Here is a 17,038-nt window from a genome sequence, read left to right on the forward strand (position 1 = left end):
GCCCCGCGCTACGGTCGCGCCTTCGCCACGACGGTCACGGTGCCCGGCTCGACCTCGGTGAACCCGGCGTCGCGGACGGCCACCAACCCGTGCTCGTCCCACGCCTCGTGGGGCCGGGCGAGCGCGTCCGTCGCCCGCGTCCACCCGTCCCGGTCGGCCACCCGCACGGAACAGCGGTAGCCCTCGTCCGCCCAAGCGGTGAGTTCGGCCTGGTCGAGCAGCGCGGCGAGCAGCATGGTCCCGTGCCCGACCTGTGCGGCGGCTTTGCCGGCCGACATCGTCACGTCGGGATTGAGCAGCAGTACGGGACGGTCGTCGGGCGCCGGACCGGGTTCGTCGAACGGCACGTCGCTGCCGGAGATCTGCAGCCGGGACACCTCCTTCGGGAGGTCACCCACCCGGCACGGCAGCAGCGCCCGAACCTGCGCGCCGTCCACGTCCACCGTCACCCCGGGCAGATCCTGCACGGCCTCCCAGTGCGCGCCCCGGGCGCGGCGGGCGACCTTGCGGATGTGCCCCGACGTCCACGAGAGCAGTGCCTCGTACCAGGGGCCGCCGGGACGCGCGTCGTCGTGCAGGCACACCGCGAGAGCGGCACTGGCCGCGGCTTCGAGCAGCGGCGTCCGCGACGGCGGCGCCGCCTTCTCCAGGCGAAGCACCACCGGCATCGCCCACACCTGCTCGGGCGGAACGTCGCGGTCGGCGGTGCGTTCGGCGGGAAGACCGAGCCACCACGCATAGCGCGCGGCGACGGGTACCAGCACCGAAGGGCCGGGTGTCGCGGTCATGGCCGCAGCAGGGGTAGGCCGTCGGCGACGTCGGCCGCCTCCACCTCGGCGCGCGTCACGCCGAGCATGAACAGCACCGCGTCCAGATACGGATGCGACAGCGCGGCGTCCGCGACCTCGCGCAGGGCGGGCTTGGCGTTGAACGCGATGCCCATGCCCGCGGTGGTCAGCATGTCGATGTCGTTGGCGCCGTCGCCCACGGCGACGCACTGTTCGAGGGGAATCCCGTAGCCCGCGGCGTAGAGCTTCAACGCCTCCGCCTTCGCCTCGCGGTCCACGATGTCGCCGACGACCCGGCCGGTGAGCGTGCCGTCCACGATCTCCAGCTCGTTGGCGACCGCGAAGTCGAGCCCGAGTTCGGTGACCAGCCCGTCGATGATGCGGCTGAACCCGCCGGACACCACACCGCAGCGGAAACCGAGCCGCTTGAGTGTCCGCACCGTGGTCCGCGCGCCCGGGGTGAGTTCGATCTTCGCGGCCACGTCGTCGAGGACCGACTCGGGAAGCCCCTTCAACAGGGCAACGCGCTGCTTCAGCGACTCGGCGAAGTTGAGTTCGCCCCGCATGGCCGCGGAGGTGATCTCCCTGACCTCGTCCTCGACACCCGCGTGGGCGGCCAGCATCTCGATGACCTCGCCCTGGATGAGGGTCGAGTCGACGTCGAACACCACGAGCCTCTTCGCCCGCCGCGTCAGGCCGGTCCGCTCGATCGACACGTCGAGCCCGCCGCGTGCTCCGACGTCGGCGAGCAGCGTACGCAGCTCGCTGTCCGACTCGGGCGTGTCGTCCTCCGCCGAGACGTACAACTCCAGGCCCGTGACGGGATAGTCCGCGATGCTCCGGATCGTGTCGATGTTGACGTTCAGGCTCGCGAGCCTGCGAGCGACCTGGGTGAAGGCCTGAGCCGTGATCGGCCTGCCGAGCAACACCAGCACGTGCGTCGACTCGCGCCGGGCCGGGGCGAACGGATCGGAGCCGATGGCGTCCCCGATCCGGACGTCCACGTTCATCGACACGGTCGCCATGGCCTGCTCGACCATCTCCTGCAGACCCTCGGGATCCGACTCGACGGAGACGAGCACACCGAGCACGAGCTGCCCGCGGATGACGACCTGCTCGATGTCGAGTACCTCGACACCCTGGCGGGTCAACGCCGCGAACAGAACCGAGGAGACGCCCGGCTTGTCCGGCCCGGTCGCGGTGATCAAGACTGGCGTGGGACTCACTGCGTCTCCCTCGGCTCCGGCGCCGTGGACCGGGAGAACCCGGTCACTGTTCGCTTGCGTTGTCCTTGTCGCGGTCACCCGGCATCGCGGCCGCGGTCACAAGCTCGGACGGCGCGTCCTTCGCGTCCTTGTGCGGCAGCGGCTTACCGGTGAAGGTCATGTGACCCTCGTTGCGCATGCGCTCGACCATGTGCGGGTAGTGCAGCTCGAACGCGGGCCGCTCGGAACGGATCCGGGGCAGCTCGGTGAAGTTGTGCCGCGGGGGCGGGCAGCTGGTGGCCCACTCGAGCGAGTTGCCGTAGCCCCACGGGTCGTCCACCGTCACGATCTCGCCGTAGCGGTAGCTCTTGAACACGTTCCAGATGAACGGCAGCGTCGAGGCACCCAGGATGTACGCACCGATCGTCGAGATCACGTTCAGCGTCGTGAACCCGTCGGTCGCGAGGTAGTCCACGTACCGGCGCGGCATGCCCTCGTTGCCCAGCCAGTGCTGCACCAGGAACGTGAGGTGGAAGCCGAGGAACGTCAGCCAGAAGTGCAGCTTGGCCAGCGGCTCGTCCATCATCCGGCCGGTCATCTTCGGGAACCAGAAGTAGATGCCGGCGAACGTGGCGAACACGATCGTGCCGTAGAGCACGTAGTGGAAGTGCGCGACCACGAAGTAGCTGTCGGAGACGTGGAAGTCGATCGACGGCGCCGCCAGCAGAACACCGGTCAGACCACCGAAGAGGAAGGTGACCATGAAGCCGATGACGAAGAGCATCGGCGACTCGAAGCTCAGCTGACCCTTCCACATCGTGCCGACCCAGTTGAAGAACTTCACACCGGTCGGAACGGCGATCAGGAAGGTCATGAAGGCGAAGAACGGCAGCAGCACCGCACCGGTCGCGTACATGTGGTGCGCCCAGACCGACACGGACAGGGCGGCGATGGACAGCGTGGCCCAGACCAGGCCCTTGTAACCGAAGATCGGCTTACGGGCGAACACCGGGATGATCTCCGACGCGATACCGAAGAACGGCAGCGCCACGATGTACACCTCGGGGTGCCCGAAGAACCAGAACATGTGCTGCCACAGGATCACGCCGCCGTTGGCCGGGTCGAAGACGTGGCCGCCCAGCTGCCGGTCGTAGAGCAGACCCACGAGCGCAGCGGTCAGGATCGGGAACGCGAGCAGCACCAGGAGGCTGGTGATCAGGATGTTCCACGTGAAGATGGGCATCCGCCACATCGTCATGCCGGGCGCGCGGAGGCAGACCACGGTCGTGATCATGTTGACCGCACCGAGGATGGTGCCCAGACCACTGACGATCAGACCGGCGAGCCACAGGTCCGCACCGATGCCGGGCGAGTAGATGGCGCTCGACAGCGGCGTGTAGGCGAACCAGCCGAAGTCGGCGGCACCGCCCGGCGTGATGAAGCCCGCCATGGAGGTCAGCCCGCCGAACAGGTACAGCCAGTACGAGAAGGCGTTCAACCGCGGGAACGCGACGTCCGGCGAACCGATCTGCAGCGGCAGGATGTAGTTCGCGAACCCGAAGACGATCGGCGTCGCGTAGAACAGCAGCATCACCGTGCCGTGCATGGTGAACAGCTGGTTGTACTGCTCCTGCGAGAGGAACTGCTGACCCGGGACCGCGAGCTCCGTACGGATCAGCATCGCCATCGCGCCGCCGGCCATGAAGAACGCGAACGCGGTCACCATGTACATGATGCCGAGCTGCTTGTGGTCCGTCGTGCGGAAGAACCGCAACAATGACGATCCCTTCACCGACTCTCGCGTCGGGTACGGACGCGTTGCGATCGGCTGGGGCGCTACGGCCGTCACTGAAGCCTCCTGCACTCGAAACCCCGCGAACCTTGCTGTCGCCACGGGCGGGGACCCACGTTGGCTAAGGGGGATCGTATCCCTCTCGCATCCGGGGTTCGCGCACCGGGAGCACAGATCACGTTCCGGCCCGGGGCAACCACGGCGCGCGCACCGGCACCCGAGGTGCCCGGAGTCGGAAAACCGCAGGTGACCGGCCATGTCTCAGCTCACACGATCACTGACTGAGACGCTGTTGGCTGCGTCACTCCCCTCTCAGCCGAGCACCCGCGACACCGCGTCGACCACCGGTTCCGGGGCTTCGAGGGGGATCAGATGACCGGCTTCAGGCACCACGACGAGCTCCGCGTTCGGCACCGTGTCGGCAAGATCACGCAGTACCTCCGGCGGCATCACCGCGTCCTCCTCCCCGGCGACCACCACGGTGGGCACGTCGACGGTGCGGAGCACGTCGGTGGAGTCCGGCCGCGCGGCCATCGCCCGCTGCGCCCACGCCACACCGGCCGGAGGCTGCCCGTCGACGATCTCGCGCACCCGCTCGACCACCTCGGGACGACGGCGGCGTGTGGTCTCCCCCAGCAGCGTGGGCAACATCTCGTCGGCGAGCCACCCCGCCGTTCCCTCGGTCTCGGCGCGCCGAGCGACGTTCAGCCTGTTCTCCCTCGCCTCGGGGGTGTCGGCGGTGGCCTTGGTGCCGATGAACGCGAGACCGCCGATCCGTTCGGGCGCGAGCCGCAGCAGGGCCATCGCGACGTAGCCGCCCATCGAGCTTCCTCCGACGACGACCTTGTCCAGCTCCAGCCGGTCGAGCAGCGCCACCACGTCGCGGGCCGCGTGGTCGAGGCTGGGCGCGGCGGTGCCGCCCTCGGGCAGCGGGGTCCGCCCGAGCCCTCGCTGGTCCGGCGTGATCAGCCGGGTGCGTTCGGAGAGCGGCGCGCGGACGGAGTCCCACATTCGCGCGTCGAGCGGGTAGGCGTGCAACAAGACCAGTGGCAGAGACGACATGTCCCCCATTGTCGGAGGAAGGCACTAGATTCGCGGGTATGACACGGCTGGGGCCTGTGCGGACGCGGCGGCTGCTGCTGCGGCCGTTGAGCGACGACGACCTGCCCGCCGTGATCGGGCTGCAGTCCGCGAAGGCCACCCACCCGCACGAGCCGGCTCCGGCGACGCCGACGGAGGCGCGCATCCAGTTCGAGACGTGGCGGCAACACTGGATCGACCACGGCTTCGGCTACGTGGTCGTCGAACACGCGGACGGGTTCATCGGTGTGGGCGGGCTCCAGAACAGCGAGCTCCACGGCGAGTCGGTGCTCAACCTCTTCTACCGCTTCCGCCCGGACGCGTGGGGCCACGGCTACGCGTCGGAGATGGCGAGCGCCGTGCTCGCCTGGGCGGCGCGCGAGATCCCGGAGAAGCCGGTGGTGATCGTCACGAACGTCAGCAACACCGCCGCGCGGAGGGTGGCGGAGAAGCTGGCGTTCTCGGAGTACCGGCGGGATCTCTACCGCGGCACGCCCGCGGTGTACTACCGCAGGTCGGCCCGAAGCGACGGGTGAGCGTTCACCAACGACGTCGGGTCGGTCCCCGACGGGTGCGCGCCTGCCAGCAGCCGCGGTGCCAGTGGCGCCGCTCGGTGACCGAGCCGTACTCGTCCGCGGGCCAGGCCACGACGTGCGCGACTCCGGGCTGGATCTCGTGGTCGCAGCCCGGACACCGGTACGTCTTCGTGGCCTGTGCGCCGGGCACCGAACGCACCACCCAGTCACCGTCGGGGCCGGACTCCGATCGTGCCCAGCCCGCGGACGAACCCACTCGGGGCTCGATCCGGCGCGCGCGGTTACGGCGAGGCATGACTCCACGGTACCGGCGGGCCGCACGGTCCCCGAGCCACGCCGCCCCGTCGTGCGTCAGTCGTTGACGGCCAGCGCGAACGGCACGAGTTGTTCGGCGGACGACAGCGACCCGTGCTGACCGACGAGCGCGGACTCCCGGGGCTCGTGCACCCGGCGCACCATCCCCGACCGGCCGCGCGCGGCCGCCACGACGTCGCCGATGCGCGGCAGCACCCGGTCGGCGACCACGGGCCCGAACCAGCCCGCCTCCACGGCCTGCGCCCGGGGCAGCACCCAGGCGCGCTCGCCGAGAATCTCCCGCCACGCCGCCAGCACGTCGTCCACGGCACCGTCCTCGACGTACACGTGCCGGGCCCGGGCCTCCCCCGCCAGCGCGCGCACGCCGTCCGTCAGGGCGGGTTCGGCGTCGAGGTCCACGACGCTGTCGTCGAGGGTGACCATGCCGTGGTCGGCCACGACGGCCAGCGCCGCGCCCCGCGGAAGGGCCTCGATCAGCGACTCCACCAGGCGATCGACCTGCCGCAGCTGCATCCGCCACGGGCTCGACCCGGGGCCGTGGAGGTGCCCCATCAGGTCCAGATCACCGTGGTAGGCGTAACAGAAGCTGCCCGCCGGGGCGAGCGCCGCGGGCACGGCCGCCGCGAGGTCGCCCAGCGCGAGCGTCCCGACGTACCTCCCGCCCGAGAGCACGGCCCGTGTCAGCGGTGTGTCGGCGAACTGCGCGGACGACACCACCGTGCTGTTCAGCCCCGCCTGCGCGGCCCGGGCGAACACCGTGGGCAGGCGTTGCACCTCGTCCGGAGACACGAGCGCGTGCAGGTCTTCGCCGTCGGGGTGCCTGCGCCAGCGCAACGCGTTGAGGACCCCCACGCCCGGCAGGTCGAACGTGTACCCCACGAAGCCGTGCTCGCCCGAGGCGACACCGGTGCCGATGGCCGCGAGCCCCGCGGCCGTGGTGGCCGGGTATCCGACGCGCAGCGGCCGGCGCGGCACCTGTGACAGCACCGGGGCGTCGTCGGCGTGGGCGGCGAGCAGGTCCCATCCCAGGCCGTCGACCAACAGCACCGCCACCCGCGTGCGCGGACCGAAGCCGAGCGTGTCAGCGAAGGGCGCGACTCCCAGCGCGGACAGCGCCGACGGAGTCACCTCGGCCAGCAGGGGGGTCTCGGCGTCGAGCACGGGCGTGTCCACCGCGCCAGCCTCCCACGAAGTCGCGGGGACACGCGATAATCGGAGCCATGCCGACCTACGCCTATCGCTGTCGCGTGTGTGCCGACTCCTTCGAGCTGCACCGTCCCATGAGCGAGTCCGGTGCTCCCGCGCCCTGCCCGCGGGGACACGACGACACTGTGAAGCTGCTGACCACGGTGGCGCTGACCGGCTCGGCGCAGGCTCCCGCCCCGTCGGGCGGCGGCTGCTGCGGTGGCGCCTGCGGCTGCGGCTGACGGCGCGGCGCCCGGCGAGCGACGTCAGCCCTCACCCTCGTACTCGGGCAGCCGGGGCCAGACGAGCTCGGCCAGTTCGGTGGCCTTGTCGCAGGCCGCGGTCTCGGCGTAGACGTAGAGACTCACGACCTCCCAGTCGGTGGGCACCTCGGCGGGCACGCGCATGTGCGGGGTGTCGATCACGCACTGCCCCTCGCTGACGAAGGAGCGTGTCGGTCTCCCGCCGAGGGTGTCGTCGTAGTGATCGGAGACGAGGGGACCGAAGTGGACCACCTCGAAGTCGAGGTCCACGCCCGCGTACGGCTCCCCGAGCCACCACCACGAACACCCACCGCCCCCGATGGCGTCCTCGAAGAGCACGCTGTCCACCCGCAGCACGTCGGCTGCCTCGTCCATCGTGAGCAGGGAGCACGGCGCCAGCTCGGCGAGCGACCCGTCCGCGAAGGTCATCACCTCGCGGGTCCCGGAGGAGAAGACGAGCTGCTGCACGCCGTCGGTGACGAGATCGGCCACGGTGCACATCTCGGCGTCGCCCGCGTCGCCCGCGATGTCGCCGTACGACTGGTACGCCGCGATCTCGAGGCCCACCTCGTCGGAGAAGACGAGCTGCTGCCAGCAGGCCCACTCGTCCTCGAAGTGTCGGCGGGTGACCGAACGCGCGAGCTTCGTCGACTCGTCGGCCTGGACGAACGGCGTGGCCCAGTGGAGGTCTCCGATCGACACGGCCAACCCGGCCGTTCCGATCTCGACCTCGGCGTCGCACCGGAGGAACCCGGATGTCGTGCGCTCGACCGACGCGCCGGCCTCCCGGAGCCGCCGGGTGTCGAGCAGGCTGCAGAAGTCCACCGTGTCGAGGTCACCGAGTGCCGCCGTGCTCGTCAACGGCGGCACGTCGGCGGCGTCGGCCACACCGTCGACGGTCGGCGCGCACGAGGTCAGGAGCAGAGCCAGGACGAAGAGGACTCCGAGGCGTTGACTGGACACAGGAGACACATCGTCGTCCGGCCCCTCGGCGTCACCCGTTCGGTCGACTCGTGATCAGGACGTGAGCAAGTCGTGGCCTGGCCGTCAGCGCGCGGGCAGTTTCTCCCACGCCGCCGCGGCCAGCCCCCAGAGTGTTCTCATTCAACCCTCGTCGAAATGTCGTTTCGCCAGCGCCTCGATCCGGTCGACCGCTTCCTGAGCCTGCGGCCCCGAGGCCTCCACGACGACCCGGTCGCCCTGGCGCGCACCCAGCGACATGATCGCGAGCACGCTGTGGCCGTCGGCCTCGTCAGCACCGAAGCGTATCCGCACGTCGGCGTCGACCCCTGCGATGGCCCGCACCAGCAATGCCGCGGGTCGCGCGTGCAGTCCGGCCTCGTTCTCCAGCACGAACTCGGTCCGCACCGCGCCGGCCTCGACCGCGGCAGCCTCCTCCGCTGCCGTGGCCTCGCCACCGCCCCGGGCCTCCATCGCGGCCTGTGCGACCGCGGCCCGGTCGGCGCCACCCTGCGCGGCCACGGCCGCGGCCACGGCACCTTCCACGAGGGGAGCGTCCACCACCACGGCGGTACCGGGGTCGTCGAGGGTCTCCACGACCATTTCGGCCGTCATCTGCGCACTGCCGAGGTCGTAGAGCACGACGGCTCCCGCACCGGAGTTCGCGCGCTCGACCGCGGCGGACACGGCGTCGTAGTCGGTGCCGATCCCGCCGTCGGCCGCTCCGCCCGCGGGCACGACCGTGACCTCCGGGGCCATCTGCGCGGCCACCTCGACGATCCCCTCGGCGAGCTTGGCGCTGTGGGACACGACGACCAGTCCGACCCTCATCGCGCCGCCTCGGCGAACGTCCGCAACAACAGGGCGGTGGACCGAGCGCCCGGGTCGAGGTGCCCGACGCTGCGTTCACCGAGGTAGGAGGCCCGGCCCTTCCTGGCCACGAGCGGCGTCGTGGAGTTCGCTCCCTCGTCGGCCGCGTCCGCCGCGGCGGCCAGCACCTCCGCCACGTCGTCGGCGTCGACCCGGTCGGCGGCCTCCACGGCGGGCGCCAACGCGTCGACCATCGTGGCGTCACCCACCTCGGCCTTACCGCGCGCCACCACGCCGTCGAGGCCGGCTCGCAGCGCCTTCTTCACCGCGGCCGCGTCCAACTCCTGTTCCTGCCCCAGCGCCGTGGCCGCCCGGAGCAACGCGGTGCCGTACAGCGGTCCCGCGGCCCCGCCCACCTTCGAGATGAGCGTGGTGGCGGCCAGCTTCAGCACCGCACCCGGCGTTTCGGGCACCGCCTCGGCCAGCGAGGCCGTCAGGGCGGTGAACCCGCGGTGCATGTTCTCGCCGTGGTCACCGTCCCCGATGGGCCGATCGAGGTCGGTCAGCTCGCTCTTGTGTTCGGCGACCGTCTCGGCCGCGGCACGCAACGCCGCCGCCACGTCCTCCGCGGTGCACCCCATCACATCCCCCAACGCAGAGCCGGGGTCCTGACGGGGGCGTCCCACAACTCGGTCAGCCGGTCGTCCATCCGCAGGATCGTGAGGCTGATGCCCTGCATCTCCAGACTCGTGATGTAGGGGCCGACGAGCCTGCGCACCACGGTGACGCCCCGGTCGGCGAGCGCGCGCTCGGCGATGCCGTGAGCGAGGTAGGTCTCCAGCAGCGGGGTCCCACCCATCGAGTTGGTGAACAGCAGCACGTCGTCCCCGCGCTCCAGCGGGAAGTCCTCCGCCACCGCCGACACCATCCGCTCCACGAGCTCCGACGCGGGTTCCACCCGACGCCGCTCGCGACCCGGCTCCCCGTGGATGCCGATGCCGAACTCCACCTCGTCGTCCCCGAGTTCGAAGCTCGGTTCACCGACGTGGGGCACGGTCGGCGCGGTCAGCGCCACGCCGATCGACCGCACGCGCTCCACCACGCTGCGGGCCACGGACTCCACGGTGTCGAGGTCGTCGCCGCGTTCGGCCGCCGCCCCGACGATCTTCTCCAGGAGGACGGTGCCACCCACACCGCGACGTCCCGCCGTGAAGGTGGAGTCCGCCACCGCCACGTCGTCGTCGATGACCACCGTGCGGACGTCGAGCCCCTCCGCGGACGCCAGCTCGGCGGCGGTCTCGAAGTTCAACACGTCGCCGGTGTAGTTCTTCACCAGCAGCAGGGCACCCGCGTCACCGGTCGTGGCGGAGATCGCCGCCTGCACCCCGTCGGGAGTCGGCGAGGTGAACACCGCGCCCGGCACGGCCCCGTGCAGCATGCCCGGGCCGACGAATCCGACGTGCAGCGGTTCGTGCCCCGATCCGCCACCGGAAATGACCGACACCCCGCTCGCGGGCGAATCCGCCCGCACCACGATGTCGGGGTCGTACTCCACGCGCACCAGATCGGCGTGGGCGGCGGCGAGACCCGCCAGTGAGTCGGCGACCACCGTCGCCGGATCGTTGATGATCTTTTTCACTGCTACCTCCGAGCGCGGCGATGCGTTGGCAGGCCCGGTTCTCAACCTAACCAACTTCCGCTGCTACGGCAGGGTCTTCACCATCGCCTTCGCCAGCTCCGTCACGCGACTACACGCGGTGTCGACGGAGGCCTCGCCCGCGTAGTCGTAGTAACTCAGCGTCATGAGCTCGGCCTCGTGCTCGGTGAGCCCGAGGTGGTTCCACGACACGTCGCACTCGGCCGTGTCGGTCGTCCCCGCCTCCCGGAAGGCCGGGACGTCCTTCGCGAGCTCGATCTCCTCCACACCGTCGGTCGCCGACACGGGGTATCCGAGGCGAGCGTGGGCGTACACGACGACGTCGTCGTACGACAGCTGGCAGAAGTGCAGACCGCTGGGCAGGACGCGCAGCTCCTCGTCGGTGTCGAGCACACCGGAGACCTCGTCGGAGCCGAGAACCTCGCAGACGTCCACGGTCATCATCGAGCCGTCCCGCTGCTCCATCGTCGGCGGATCCGACCTCAGCCCCTCCACGATCCCTTCGAGCGCCAGGTAGCTGCTCTGACACGGATCGCCGCCACCCTGATCGTGCGTGGCGAGCACGCTGATCCCGATGTCGGGATCGCGTTGTGTCACAGCGGTGGAGAAGCACGACGTCTCGTCGGCGCTGCGCTGCACCAGTGGCAGCCCGCCGACGTTGCCCGTGGCCTGGTCGGCGAAGACGTTGCCCTCACCGAGTTCGAGCATCACGCGGATCGGCTTGCCCCCGACGTCCACGTAGGAGCGGGCGCACCGACCCCAGTCACTGCCGAGCGCCTCCCCCTCGGGAGTGAACGTGCCGACGAGGTCGTCGCCCAACAGGCCACAGGCGTCGATCGTGCGCAGAGTGGTCAACTCGAAAGCGGGATCGTCGATCGGGCCGGAGGGGACCTGCCCCTCACCGTTGCCCGGCTCCGCCTTCACCGTGGTGCGCTCGAAGTTCTCCTTCGCCAGGTCCTCGCCTGCGCACCCGGCGAGCAGACTCAGTCCAGCGATCCAGCACACGATCATCCGACGTGTAACAGCACGACTCAGCACGGGAGAACGGTATCGGCCGCCCGGTCGGGGCCGTGCAGGGTTCCCGGCATCGTGACCTTGCCGTCGCCCGGCCCCGGCCTTCAGAACAGGGTGAGGTCGTTGCTCTGGATTCCGCGCAGCTTGTCGTAGTCCAAGGTCACGCAGCGGATGCCCCGGTCCTCGGCGAGCGTGCGCGCCTGGGGCTTGATCTGCTGGGCCGCGAAGACACCCTGCACCGGCGCCAGCAGAGGATCACGATTCAGCAACTCCAGGTACCGCGTGAGCTGCTCGACACCGTCGATCTCGCCCCGCCGCTTGATCTCCACCGCCACGGTGCCTCCGTCGGCGTCGCGCGCGAGGATGTCCACCGGGCCGATCGCGGTCATGTACTCCCGGCGCACCAACGTGTAGCCGTCGCCCAGCGTGGTGATGTGCTCGGCGAGCAGCTCCTGCAGGTGCGCCTCGACGCCGTCCTTCACGAGCCCCGGTTCGGCCCCGAGATCGTGCTCGACCTCGTCGATGACCTGCTCGATCGTGATGACGAGTTTCTCGCCCGCCTTGTTCTCGACGATCCACAGGTTGCCGTCCTCGATCAGCCAGCACGGCGGGCTCATCCAGTTCAACGGTTTGTAGGCGCGGTCGTCGGAGTGCACCGACACCGAGCCGTCGGCCTTGACGAGCAGCAGACGTGTGGCCATCGGCAGATGGGCCGTCAAGCGGCCCGCATAGTCCACCTGACACCGGGCGATCACTAAGCGCACGACGGAAGAGTAGGCGACTCCGGCTCGCCGGTACTCGCCACCCGTGACCATCCCCCGTTAGGGTCACCCACCTGACCCTGACGAGAGGTTCATCGAGTGAATGACAATCCGACGCTGTTCGACTGGACGGACAACCTCGTTCGTGGACTCGGCGTCACACTCCTCGTGACCATTCTGGGCACCGTTCTGATGCTCGTCGTGTCGGTGCTGCTTGGTCTCATGGCTCGGTCGTCCGTGCTCGCCGTACGCGGTTTCGCGCGCGTCGTCATCGAGTTCTTCCGCGGCACGTCCCTGCCGATCCAGCTGTGGTGGCTGTTCTTCGCGCTTCCACTGCTCGGAATCAAGTTCGATCCGCTGCTGGTCGGCGTTCTCGCGTTCGGCCTGAACTACGGCGCGTACGGGGCGGAGGTCGTCCGAGGCTCGATCGAGGCCGTGCCGAAGCCCCAGTGGGAGGCCGCGATCGCGCTGAATCTGTCGCCGTCGCAACGCATGCGGCGCGTCGTCTGGCCACAGGCGACGGCCCTGATGATCCCGTCGATGAACAACCTGTTCATCCAGCTGCTGAAGAGCACTCCGCTGCTCTACACGATCTCGCTGGTCGACCTCATGAACATGGGTGAGGCGTTCCGCTTCGCGGGCGGTGACCAGACCGTCATGTACCTGGCGCTGATGGTCATCTACTTCGTGCTCGCGTACGCCGTGACGATGCTGTCCAATGTGGCCGAAGTAGCCGCCAAGGCGAAGCTGGGCAGGCACGAGGGTGTGCGCAGCGTCTTCCGGTTCCGCAAGCCCACCCCCGAGGAGGTGCCGGCCCCATGAGTTGGGACTGGGACTACACGTTCGCCATCCTTCCCGAGCTGCTGCAGCACTTCGTCCAGTACACGCTGGTCGCCACCGTGCTCGGGATCGCGGTCGCCGCGACGCTGGGGCTGGCCTTCGCGATCGTGCGACAGCTGCGCATTCCCGTGCTCTCGCAGCTGACCACGGCCTTCATCGAGTTCATCCGCAGCACACCGCTGCTGATCCAGCTGTTCTTCCTCTTCTACGCGCTGCCGGGGATGGGCATCACGCTCGCCCCGATGACCGCGGGTGTGATCGGACTCGGCGTGCACTACGCGTGCTACTGCGCCGACGTGTACCGGTCGGGCATCGACGCCGTACCGAAGGGACAGTGGGAAGCCACCGTCGCCCTGCAACTGCCGCCGCACGTCACGTGGGGCCGGGTGATCCTGCCGCAGGCCGTCCGCAACGTGCTGCCCGCGCTCGGCAACTACGCCATCGCCATGTTCAAGGAGACGCCGTTCCTCGCGCTCATCACGGTTCCCGAACTCCTGCGCACCGCCCGCACCATCGGCGGTGACACCTACGAGTACCTGGAGCCGCTGACGCTGGCGGGGCTCATCTTCCTGGCCGCCAGCTACCCGACCGCGTTGTTGCTGCGCCGGATGGAACGCCGGCTGAAGCCGGCAGGGTGATCGGGGCGCGGCCGTGACCGGTGTCGTCTTCACCACTCACGGCCGCGTCCCGGCTCACGTCAGCCCTCGGTCTTGCAGAGCTGTTCGGTGGTGGCTTCGCGGGAGGCGTCCGCGTCGAAGCCCCACTCCTCGAGGAGCTGTGCGAACTCGTCGGTCTCCTTGAACTTCTTGAGCTCCGCGTCGAACTTGGCATGGAAGTCCTTGTCCGACTTGCGGAACGCCGCACCCGCGCCGGTGGTGGGAATCTCGTCCAGCGGCTCGGTGATGTCGAAGTCGCCCCCGTACTGCGCCTTGTGCGATTCCAGCGTCAACGTGGGCAGCAGCACCGCGTCGACCCGGCCGTCGCTCATACCCTGCATGGCATCCGGTGCCTTGGGGTAGGTCTGCAGCTGCGAGTCCGGCACGCCGAGCGACGAGGCCGTCTTCAGCTCGTAACTGCCCGCGAGCACGGCCACGACCGCACCGGAGTCCAGCACCGCGTCCACAGAGGTCAGCTTCTTCGGGTTGCCCGCCGGCACCGCGAACGACTCCGTCGACACGATGTCCGGCGCCGCGTACAGCACCTTGGAACAGCGGGTCGTGTTCATGAACAGGCCCGCGCTCACGATGTCCCACCGGTCGGCTTCGAGCCCGGGGATCATCGAGTCGTAGTCGGTCTGGACGCCCTCGACCTCGGTGATGCCCATGCGTTCGAGCACTGCCTTGGTGATGTCGGGGGAGGCACCCGTGAGCTCACCGTTGGCCTCCAGTTTCGTGTACGGCGGCTCGTTCGCCACCGCCACCCGAACCGGTTGACCCGCGTCGATGCGCTGCTGAAGGCCCGATCCCTCGACCTGTCCGGTCTCCGGATTCGTCGTCTGGCACGCGGCGAGCAATGACCCACCGCCTACCGCCGCGAGGCCCACGGCCGAGTATCGAAGCAATGCGCGACGGGAAAGATTGAACTCACGTTTCGACAAGAGTAACTCCGTTCACGAGACGCCAGGTCGTGCGACCCTAACCCAATCGGGTGACTAAAGGAGAATGTCGCGAATGAAGAGACTCGACTCACGGCAGGTGTACGCCAACAATTGGATGACGGTCCGCGAAGACAGTATTCGCAGGCCGGACGGCTCCGACGGCATCTACGGCGTCGTCGACAAACCCGACTACGCGCTCGTGATCCCCCTCGACGGCGACAAGATCAAGCTTGTCGAACAATTTCGTTACCCACTCGGAATCCGCCGGTGGGAGTTCCCTCAGGGCACCGCGCCCGAACGCGCCGAGCTGCCCACGTCCGAGCTCGCCGCCCGCGAGCTCCGCGAGGAGACCGGACTGTCGGCGGGCAGGCTGGTGGACCTTGGCCTGCTCGACGTGGCCCCGGGGCTGACCAGCCAGCGGGGTCGCGTCTACCTCGCGACCGACCTCACCGAGGGCGAGCCGGACCGCGAGCACGAGGAACAGGACATGCGGGCGGAGTGGTTCGACCGCGCGCAGGTGGAACGGATGATCGTCGAGCACGAGATCACGGACGCGCAGTCCGTCGCCGCCTACACTCTCCTGCTGCTCTGGGAGCGGCGCAACGCCTGACCTCGGCCGGATCAGTCGGGCCAGTCGGGGCGACGCTTCTCGAGAAACGCCGCCATGCCCTCCCTGGCTCCGGGCAGCTGTGAGGCCGAGGCCATCACCTCCACGGCCAGTGCGTAGGCGTCCTGTTCCGGCCGGTCGAGCTGCGCGTACAGCGTCCGCTTGCCCAGTGCCTTCGACGCCCGGCTCCCGCGGGTGGCCCTCGCCAGCAGATCCGACACGGCCTGGTCCAGCGCCTCATCCGGGACGACGCGGTTGACCAGTCCCCAGTCCAGCGCGGTCGCGGCGTCGATGACGTCGCCGGTCAACGCCAGCTCCATCAGCCGCTTGCGGCCGACCGCGCGGGCGACGGGGACGGCGGGCGTGTGGCAGAACCAGCCGCCCTTCCCGCCCGGCAGCGCGAATCCCGCGGACTCCGCGGCCACGGCCAGGTCGCACGACGCCACGAGCTGGCACCCGGCCGCCGTCGCGAGGCCGTGGACGCGCGCCACCACCACCTGCGGCACCGACTGCAGGGTGCCCATGAGGTCGGTGCACAGCCGCAGCAGGTCCCGCACGCCGGTGAGGTCGCGGGCCGCGACGTCGGCGAAGTCGTGTCCCGCCGAGAACACGGGACCCGCACCCGCCAGGACGATGCCGGTCGCGCTCGACTCGCCCGCCTCGGTGAACGCCGCGAGCAACTCCCGCAGGTGCGGCTCGGACAGCGAGTTGCGCCGCGCCGGGCGGTTCATGGTGATCGTGACGGTGTCGCCCTCCTGCTTGACGAGGAGGTGTTCGTAGTCACCCATGCTGCGACCGTAAGCCCGCGGCAGCGGTGAACCAAGCGCGTCGGCCACCGCATCGCCGCCGGGACCGGCTCAGGCCCTGTCGAGCACGGCCTTGAGGAACTCCCGCGTCCGGGCGTTCTCCGGCTCGGTGAACAGCTTCTCCGGGTCCGCCGCCTCGACCACATGCCCCTGGTCGAACATCACCACGCGGTCCGACACGTCCCGCGCGAACTGCATCTCGTGGGTGACGCACAGGAACGTGATGTCCGTGGTCTCGGCGAGCTGCCGCAGCACCGCGAGCACCCCCGCCACGAGTTCAGGGTCCAGTGCCGAGGTCACCTCGTCCAGCAGGAGAACGTCGGGCTCCATGGCCAACGCCCGCGCGATGGCCACCCGCTGCTGCTGACCACCGGAAAGCTGCGACGGATGGGCGTCGATCTTGTCGCTCAGTCCCACCATCTCCAGCAGCGATTCCGCCTTGGCCTCGGCCTCCGCGCGCGGCGTGCCGAGGACGCGGATCGGTGCCTCGGTGATGTTCTGCAGCACCTTCATGTTCGGGAACAGGTTGAACTGCTGGAACACCATGCCGATCCGCTTGCGGACCTGCCGCAGGTGCTTCTCGTCGGCGGGAACGAGCTTGCCGCCCTTCTCCATGTGGCTGAGGTATTCACCGCCCACCTGGATGGTTCCGCTGGTGACCCGTTCCAACGTCATCAGCAGGCGCAGGATCGTCGTCTTGCCCGAACCGCTCGGACCGATCAGCGTGACGAATTCGCCGGGATCGACCTCGAAGCTCAGATCACTGAGCACGACGTTGTCACCGAACTTCTTCACCACTTGGTCGAAGCGAATCATCACGTC

The 17,038-nt window shown here is 69.5% G+C and carries 20 protein-coding genes; 5 read left to right on the top strand and 15 right to left on the bottom strand.

Annotation, left to right across the window (positions count from 1 at the left end; translation table 11 throughout):
- Positions 1 to 8: 8 nt before the first annotated feature.
- The 4 genes from SACAZDRAFT_RS08095 to SACAZDRAFT_RS08110 all read right to left on the bottom strand — a co-directional run bounded on the left by SACAZDRAFT_RS08095 (position 9) and on the right by SACAZDRAFT_RS08110 (position 4,847).
- Positions 9 to 788: an aminoacyl-tRNA hydrolase gene (locus SACAZDRAFT_RS08095; protein ID WP_005440455.1), complete on the bottom strand. Its 780-nt coding sequence runs from the start codon at positions 786 to 788 to the stop codon at positions 9 to 11.
- Positions 785 to 2,014, bottom strand: coding sequence for a phosphoserine phosphatase SerB (serB, locus tag SACAZDRAFT_RS08100; protein ID WP_005440456.1), 1,230 nt, complete (start codon positions 2,012 to 2,014; stop codon positions 785 to 787). Before serB ends, SACAZDRAFT_RS08095 begins: the two co-directional genes overlap by 4 nt.
- Positions 2,015 to 2,057: 43 nt before the next feature.
- Positions 2,058 to 3,842, bottom strand: a complete 1,785-nt coding sequence (gene ctaD / locus SACAZDRAFT_RS08105) for an aa3-type cytochrome oxidase subunit I (protein ID WP_005440458.1) — start codon at positions 3,840 to 3,842, stop codon at positions 2,058 to 2,060.
- Positions 3,843 to 4,097: 255 nt separating this feature from the next.
- The gene (locus SACAZDRAFT_RS08110; RefSeq protein WP_040927943.1) at positions 4,098 to 4,847 is read right to left on the bottom strand and encodes an alpha/beta fold hydrolase; all 750 of its coding nucleotides are present in this window, start codon (positions 4,845 to 4,847) and stop codon (positions 4,098 to 4,100) included.
- Between the two features lie 38 nt (positions 4,848 to 4,885).
- Here SACAZDRAFT_RS08110 and SACAZDRAFT_RS08115 point away from each other — a divergent pair, with 38 nt between their 5' ends.
- Positions 4,886 to 5,401 carry a GNAT family N-acetyltransferase gene (locus SACAZDRAFT_RS08115; protein WP_005440462.1) on the top strand — a complete coding sequence of 172 codons (516 nt, stop codon included), beginning with the start codon at positions 4,886 to 4,888 and terminating at the stop codon, positions 5,399 to 5,401.
- A 4-nt stretch (positions 5,402 to 5,405) separates the two neighbouring features.
- Here SACAZDRAFT_RS08115 and SACAZDRAFT_RS08120 read toward each other — a convergent pair whose 3' ends face one another.
- Together SACAZDRAFT_RS08120 and SACAZDRAFT_RS08125 are read right to left on the bottom strand one after the other, a co-directional pair.
- Entirely contained in the window at positions 5,406 to 5,696 is a 291-nt protein-coding gene (locus SACAZDRAFT_RS08120) for a hypothetical protein (protein WP_040927710.1), read from the bottom strand.
- A gap of 56 nt (positions 5,697 to 5,752) precedes the next feature.
- The gene (locus SACAZDRAFT_RS08125; protein WP_005440466.1) at positions 5,753 to 6,889 is read right to left on the bottom strand and encodes an alkaline phosphatase family protein; all 1,137 of its coding nucleotides are present in this window, start codon (positions 6,887 to 6,889) and stop codon (positions 5,753 to 5,755) included.
- A gap of 47 nt (positions 6,890 to 6,936) precedes the next feature.
- Here SACAZDRAFT_RS08125 and SACAZDRAFT_RS08130 point away from each other — a divergent pair, with 47 nt between their 5' ends.
- Positions 6,937 to 7,143, top strand: coding sequence for an FmdB family zinc ribbon protein (locus SACAZDRAFT_RS08130; RefSeq protein WP_005440467.1), 207 nt, complete (start codon positions 6,937 to 6,939; stop codon positions 7,141 to 7,143).
- A 24-nt stretch (positions 7,144 to 7,167) separates the two neighbouring features.
- On the opposite strand, the gene SACAZDRAFT_RS08135 is transcribed toward SACAZDRAFT_RS08130, so the two are convergent.
- From SACAZDRAFT_RS08135 to nucS, 6 genes are all read right to left on the bottom strand, one after another.
- Positions 7,168 to 8,127: a hypothetical protein gene (locus tag SACAZDRAFT_RS08135; RefSeq protein WP_040927711.1), complete on the bottom strand. Its 960-nt coding sequence runs from the start codon at positions 8,125 to 8,127 to the stop codon at positions 7,168 to 7,170.
- 141 nt (positions 8,128 to 8,268) lie between these two features.
- Positions 8,269 to 8,955, bottom strand: a complete 687-nt coding sequence (gene dhaM / locus SACAZDRAFT_RS08140) for a dihydroxyacetone kinase phosphoryl donor subunit DhaM (protein WP_005440471.1) — start codon at positions 8,953 to 8,955, stop codon at positions 8,269 to 8,271.
- The gene (dhaL, locus tag SACAZDRAFT_RS08145; protein ID WP_005440473.1) at positions 8,952 to 9,575 is read right to left on the bottom strand and encodes a dihydroxyacetone kinase subunit DhaL; all 624 of its coding nucleotides are present in this window, start codon (positions 9,573 to 9,575) and stop codon (positions 8,952 to 8,954) included. The genes dhaM and dhaL overlap by 4 nt, the downstream gene beginning before the upstream one ends.
- Positions 9,575 to 10,573, bottom strand: coding sequence for a dihydroxyacetone kinase subunit DhaK (dhaK, locus tag SACAZDRAFT_RS08150; protein ID WP_005440475.1), 999 nt, complete (start codon positions 10,571 to 10,573; stop codon positions 9,575 to 9,577). Before dhaK ends, dhaL begins: the two co-directional genes overlap by 1 nt.
- Before the next feature lie 63 nt (positions 10,574 to 10,636).
- Positions 10,637 to 11,602 (bottom strand): hypothetical protein, encoded by a 966-nt coding sequence (locus SACAZDRAFT_RS08155; RefSeq protein WP_005440477.1) that lies wholly within the window; start codon positions 11,600 to 11,602, stop codon positions 10,637 to 10,639.
- 107 nt (positions 11,603 to 11,709) lie between these two features.
- Positions 11,710 to 12,369: an endonuclease NucS gene (nucS, locus tag SACAZDRAFT_RS08160; protein WP_005448738.1), complete on the bottom strand. Its 660-nt coding sequence runs from the start codon at positions 12,367 to 12,369 to the stop codon at positions 11,710 to 11,712.
- Between the two features lie 96 nt (positions 12,370 to 12,465).
- Between nucS and SACAZDRAFT_RS08165 the strand changes: the two genes are divergently transcribed.
- Positions 12,466 to 13,188, top strand: coding sequence for an amino acid ABC transporter permease (locus SACAZDRAFT_RS08165; protein ID WP_005440481.1), 723 nt, complete (start codon positions 12,466 to 12,468; stop codon positions 13,186 to 13,188).
- The gene (gene ehuD / locus SACAZDRAFT_RS08170) at positions 13,185 to 13,844 is read left to right on the top strand and encodes an ectoine/hydroxyectoine ABC transporter permease subunit EhuD (protein ID WP_005440482.1); all 660 of its coding nucleotides are present in this window, start codon (positions 13,185 to 13,187) and stop codon (positions 13,842 to 13,844) included. The genes SACAZDRAFT_RS08165 and ehuD overlap by 4 nt, the downstream gene beginning before the upstream one ends.
- Positions 13,845 to 13,903: 59 nt before the next feature.
- Here the strand turns inward: ehuD and ehuB are convergent, their stop codons facing one another.
- The gene (ehuB, locus tag SACAZDRAFT_RS08175) at positions 13,904 to 14,767 is read right to left on the bottom strand and encodes an ectoine/hydroxyectoine ABC transporter substrate-binding protein EhuB (protein WP_232286386.1); all 864 of its coding nucleotides are present in this window, start codon (positions 14,765 to 14,767) and stop codon (positions 13,904 to 13,906) included.
- A 109-nt stretch (positions 14,768 to 14,876) separates the two neighbouring features.
- On the opposite strand from ehuB, the gene SACAZDRAFT_RS08180 reads away from it, so the two are divergent.
- A complete protein-coding gene (locus SACAZDRAFT_RS08180; RefSeq protein WP_005440489.1) occupies positions 14,877 to 15,413 on the top strand; it encodes an NUDIX domain-containing protein in 537 nt (178 codons plus the stop codon).
- Positions 15,414 to 15,424: 11 nt separating this feature from the next.
- Here SACAZDRAFT_RS08180 and SACAZDRAFT_RS08185 read toward each other — a convergent pair whose 3' ends face one another.
- Positions 15,425 to 16,198, bottom strand: coding sequence for an enoyl-CoA hydratase-related protein (locus SACAZDRAFT_RS08185; RefSeq protein ID WP_005440490.1), 774 nt, complete (start codon positions 16,196 to 16,198; stop codon positions 15,425 to 15,427).
- A 69-nt stretch (positions 16,199 to 16,267) separates the two neighbouring features.
- Complete coding sequence (ehuA, locus tag SACAZDRAFT_RS08190) at positions 16,268 to 17,032, bottom strand: ectoine/hydroxyectoine ABC transporter ATP-binding protein EhuA (protein ID WP_005440491.1); 765 nt, start codon at positions 17,030 to 17,032, stop codon at positions 16,268 to 16,270.
- Between the last annotated feature and the right edge of the window lie 6 nt (positions 17,033 to 17,038).

It is taken from the genome of Saccharomonospora azurea NA-128 (assembly GCF_000231055.2).
In the GTDB taxonomy this organism is placed as follows: domain Bacteria; phylum Actinomycetota; class Actinomycetes; order Mycobacteriales; family Pseudonocardiaceae; genus Saccharomonospora; species Saccharomonospora azurea.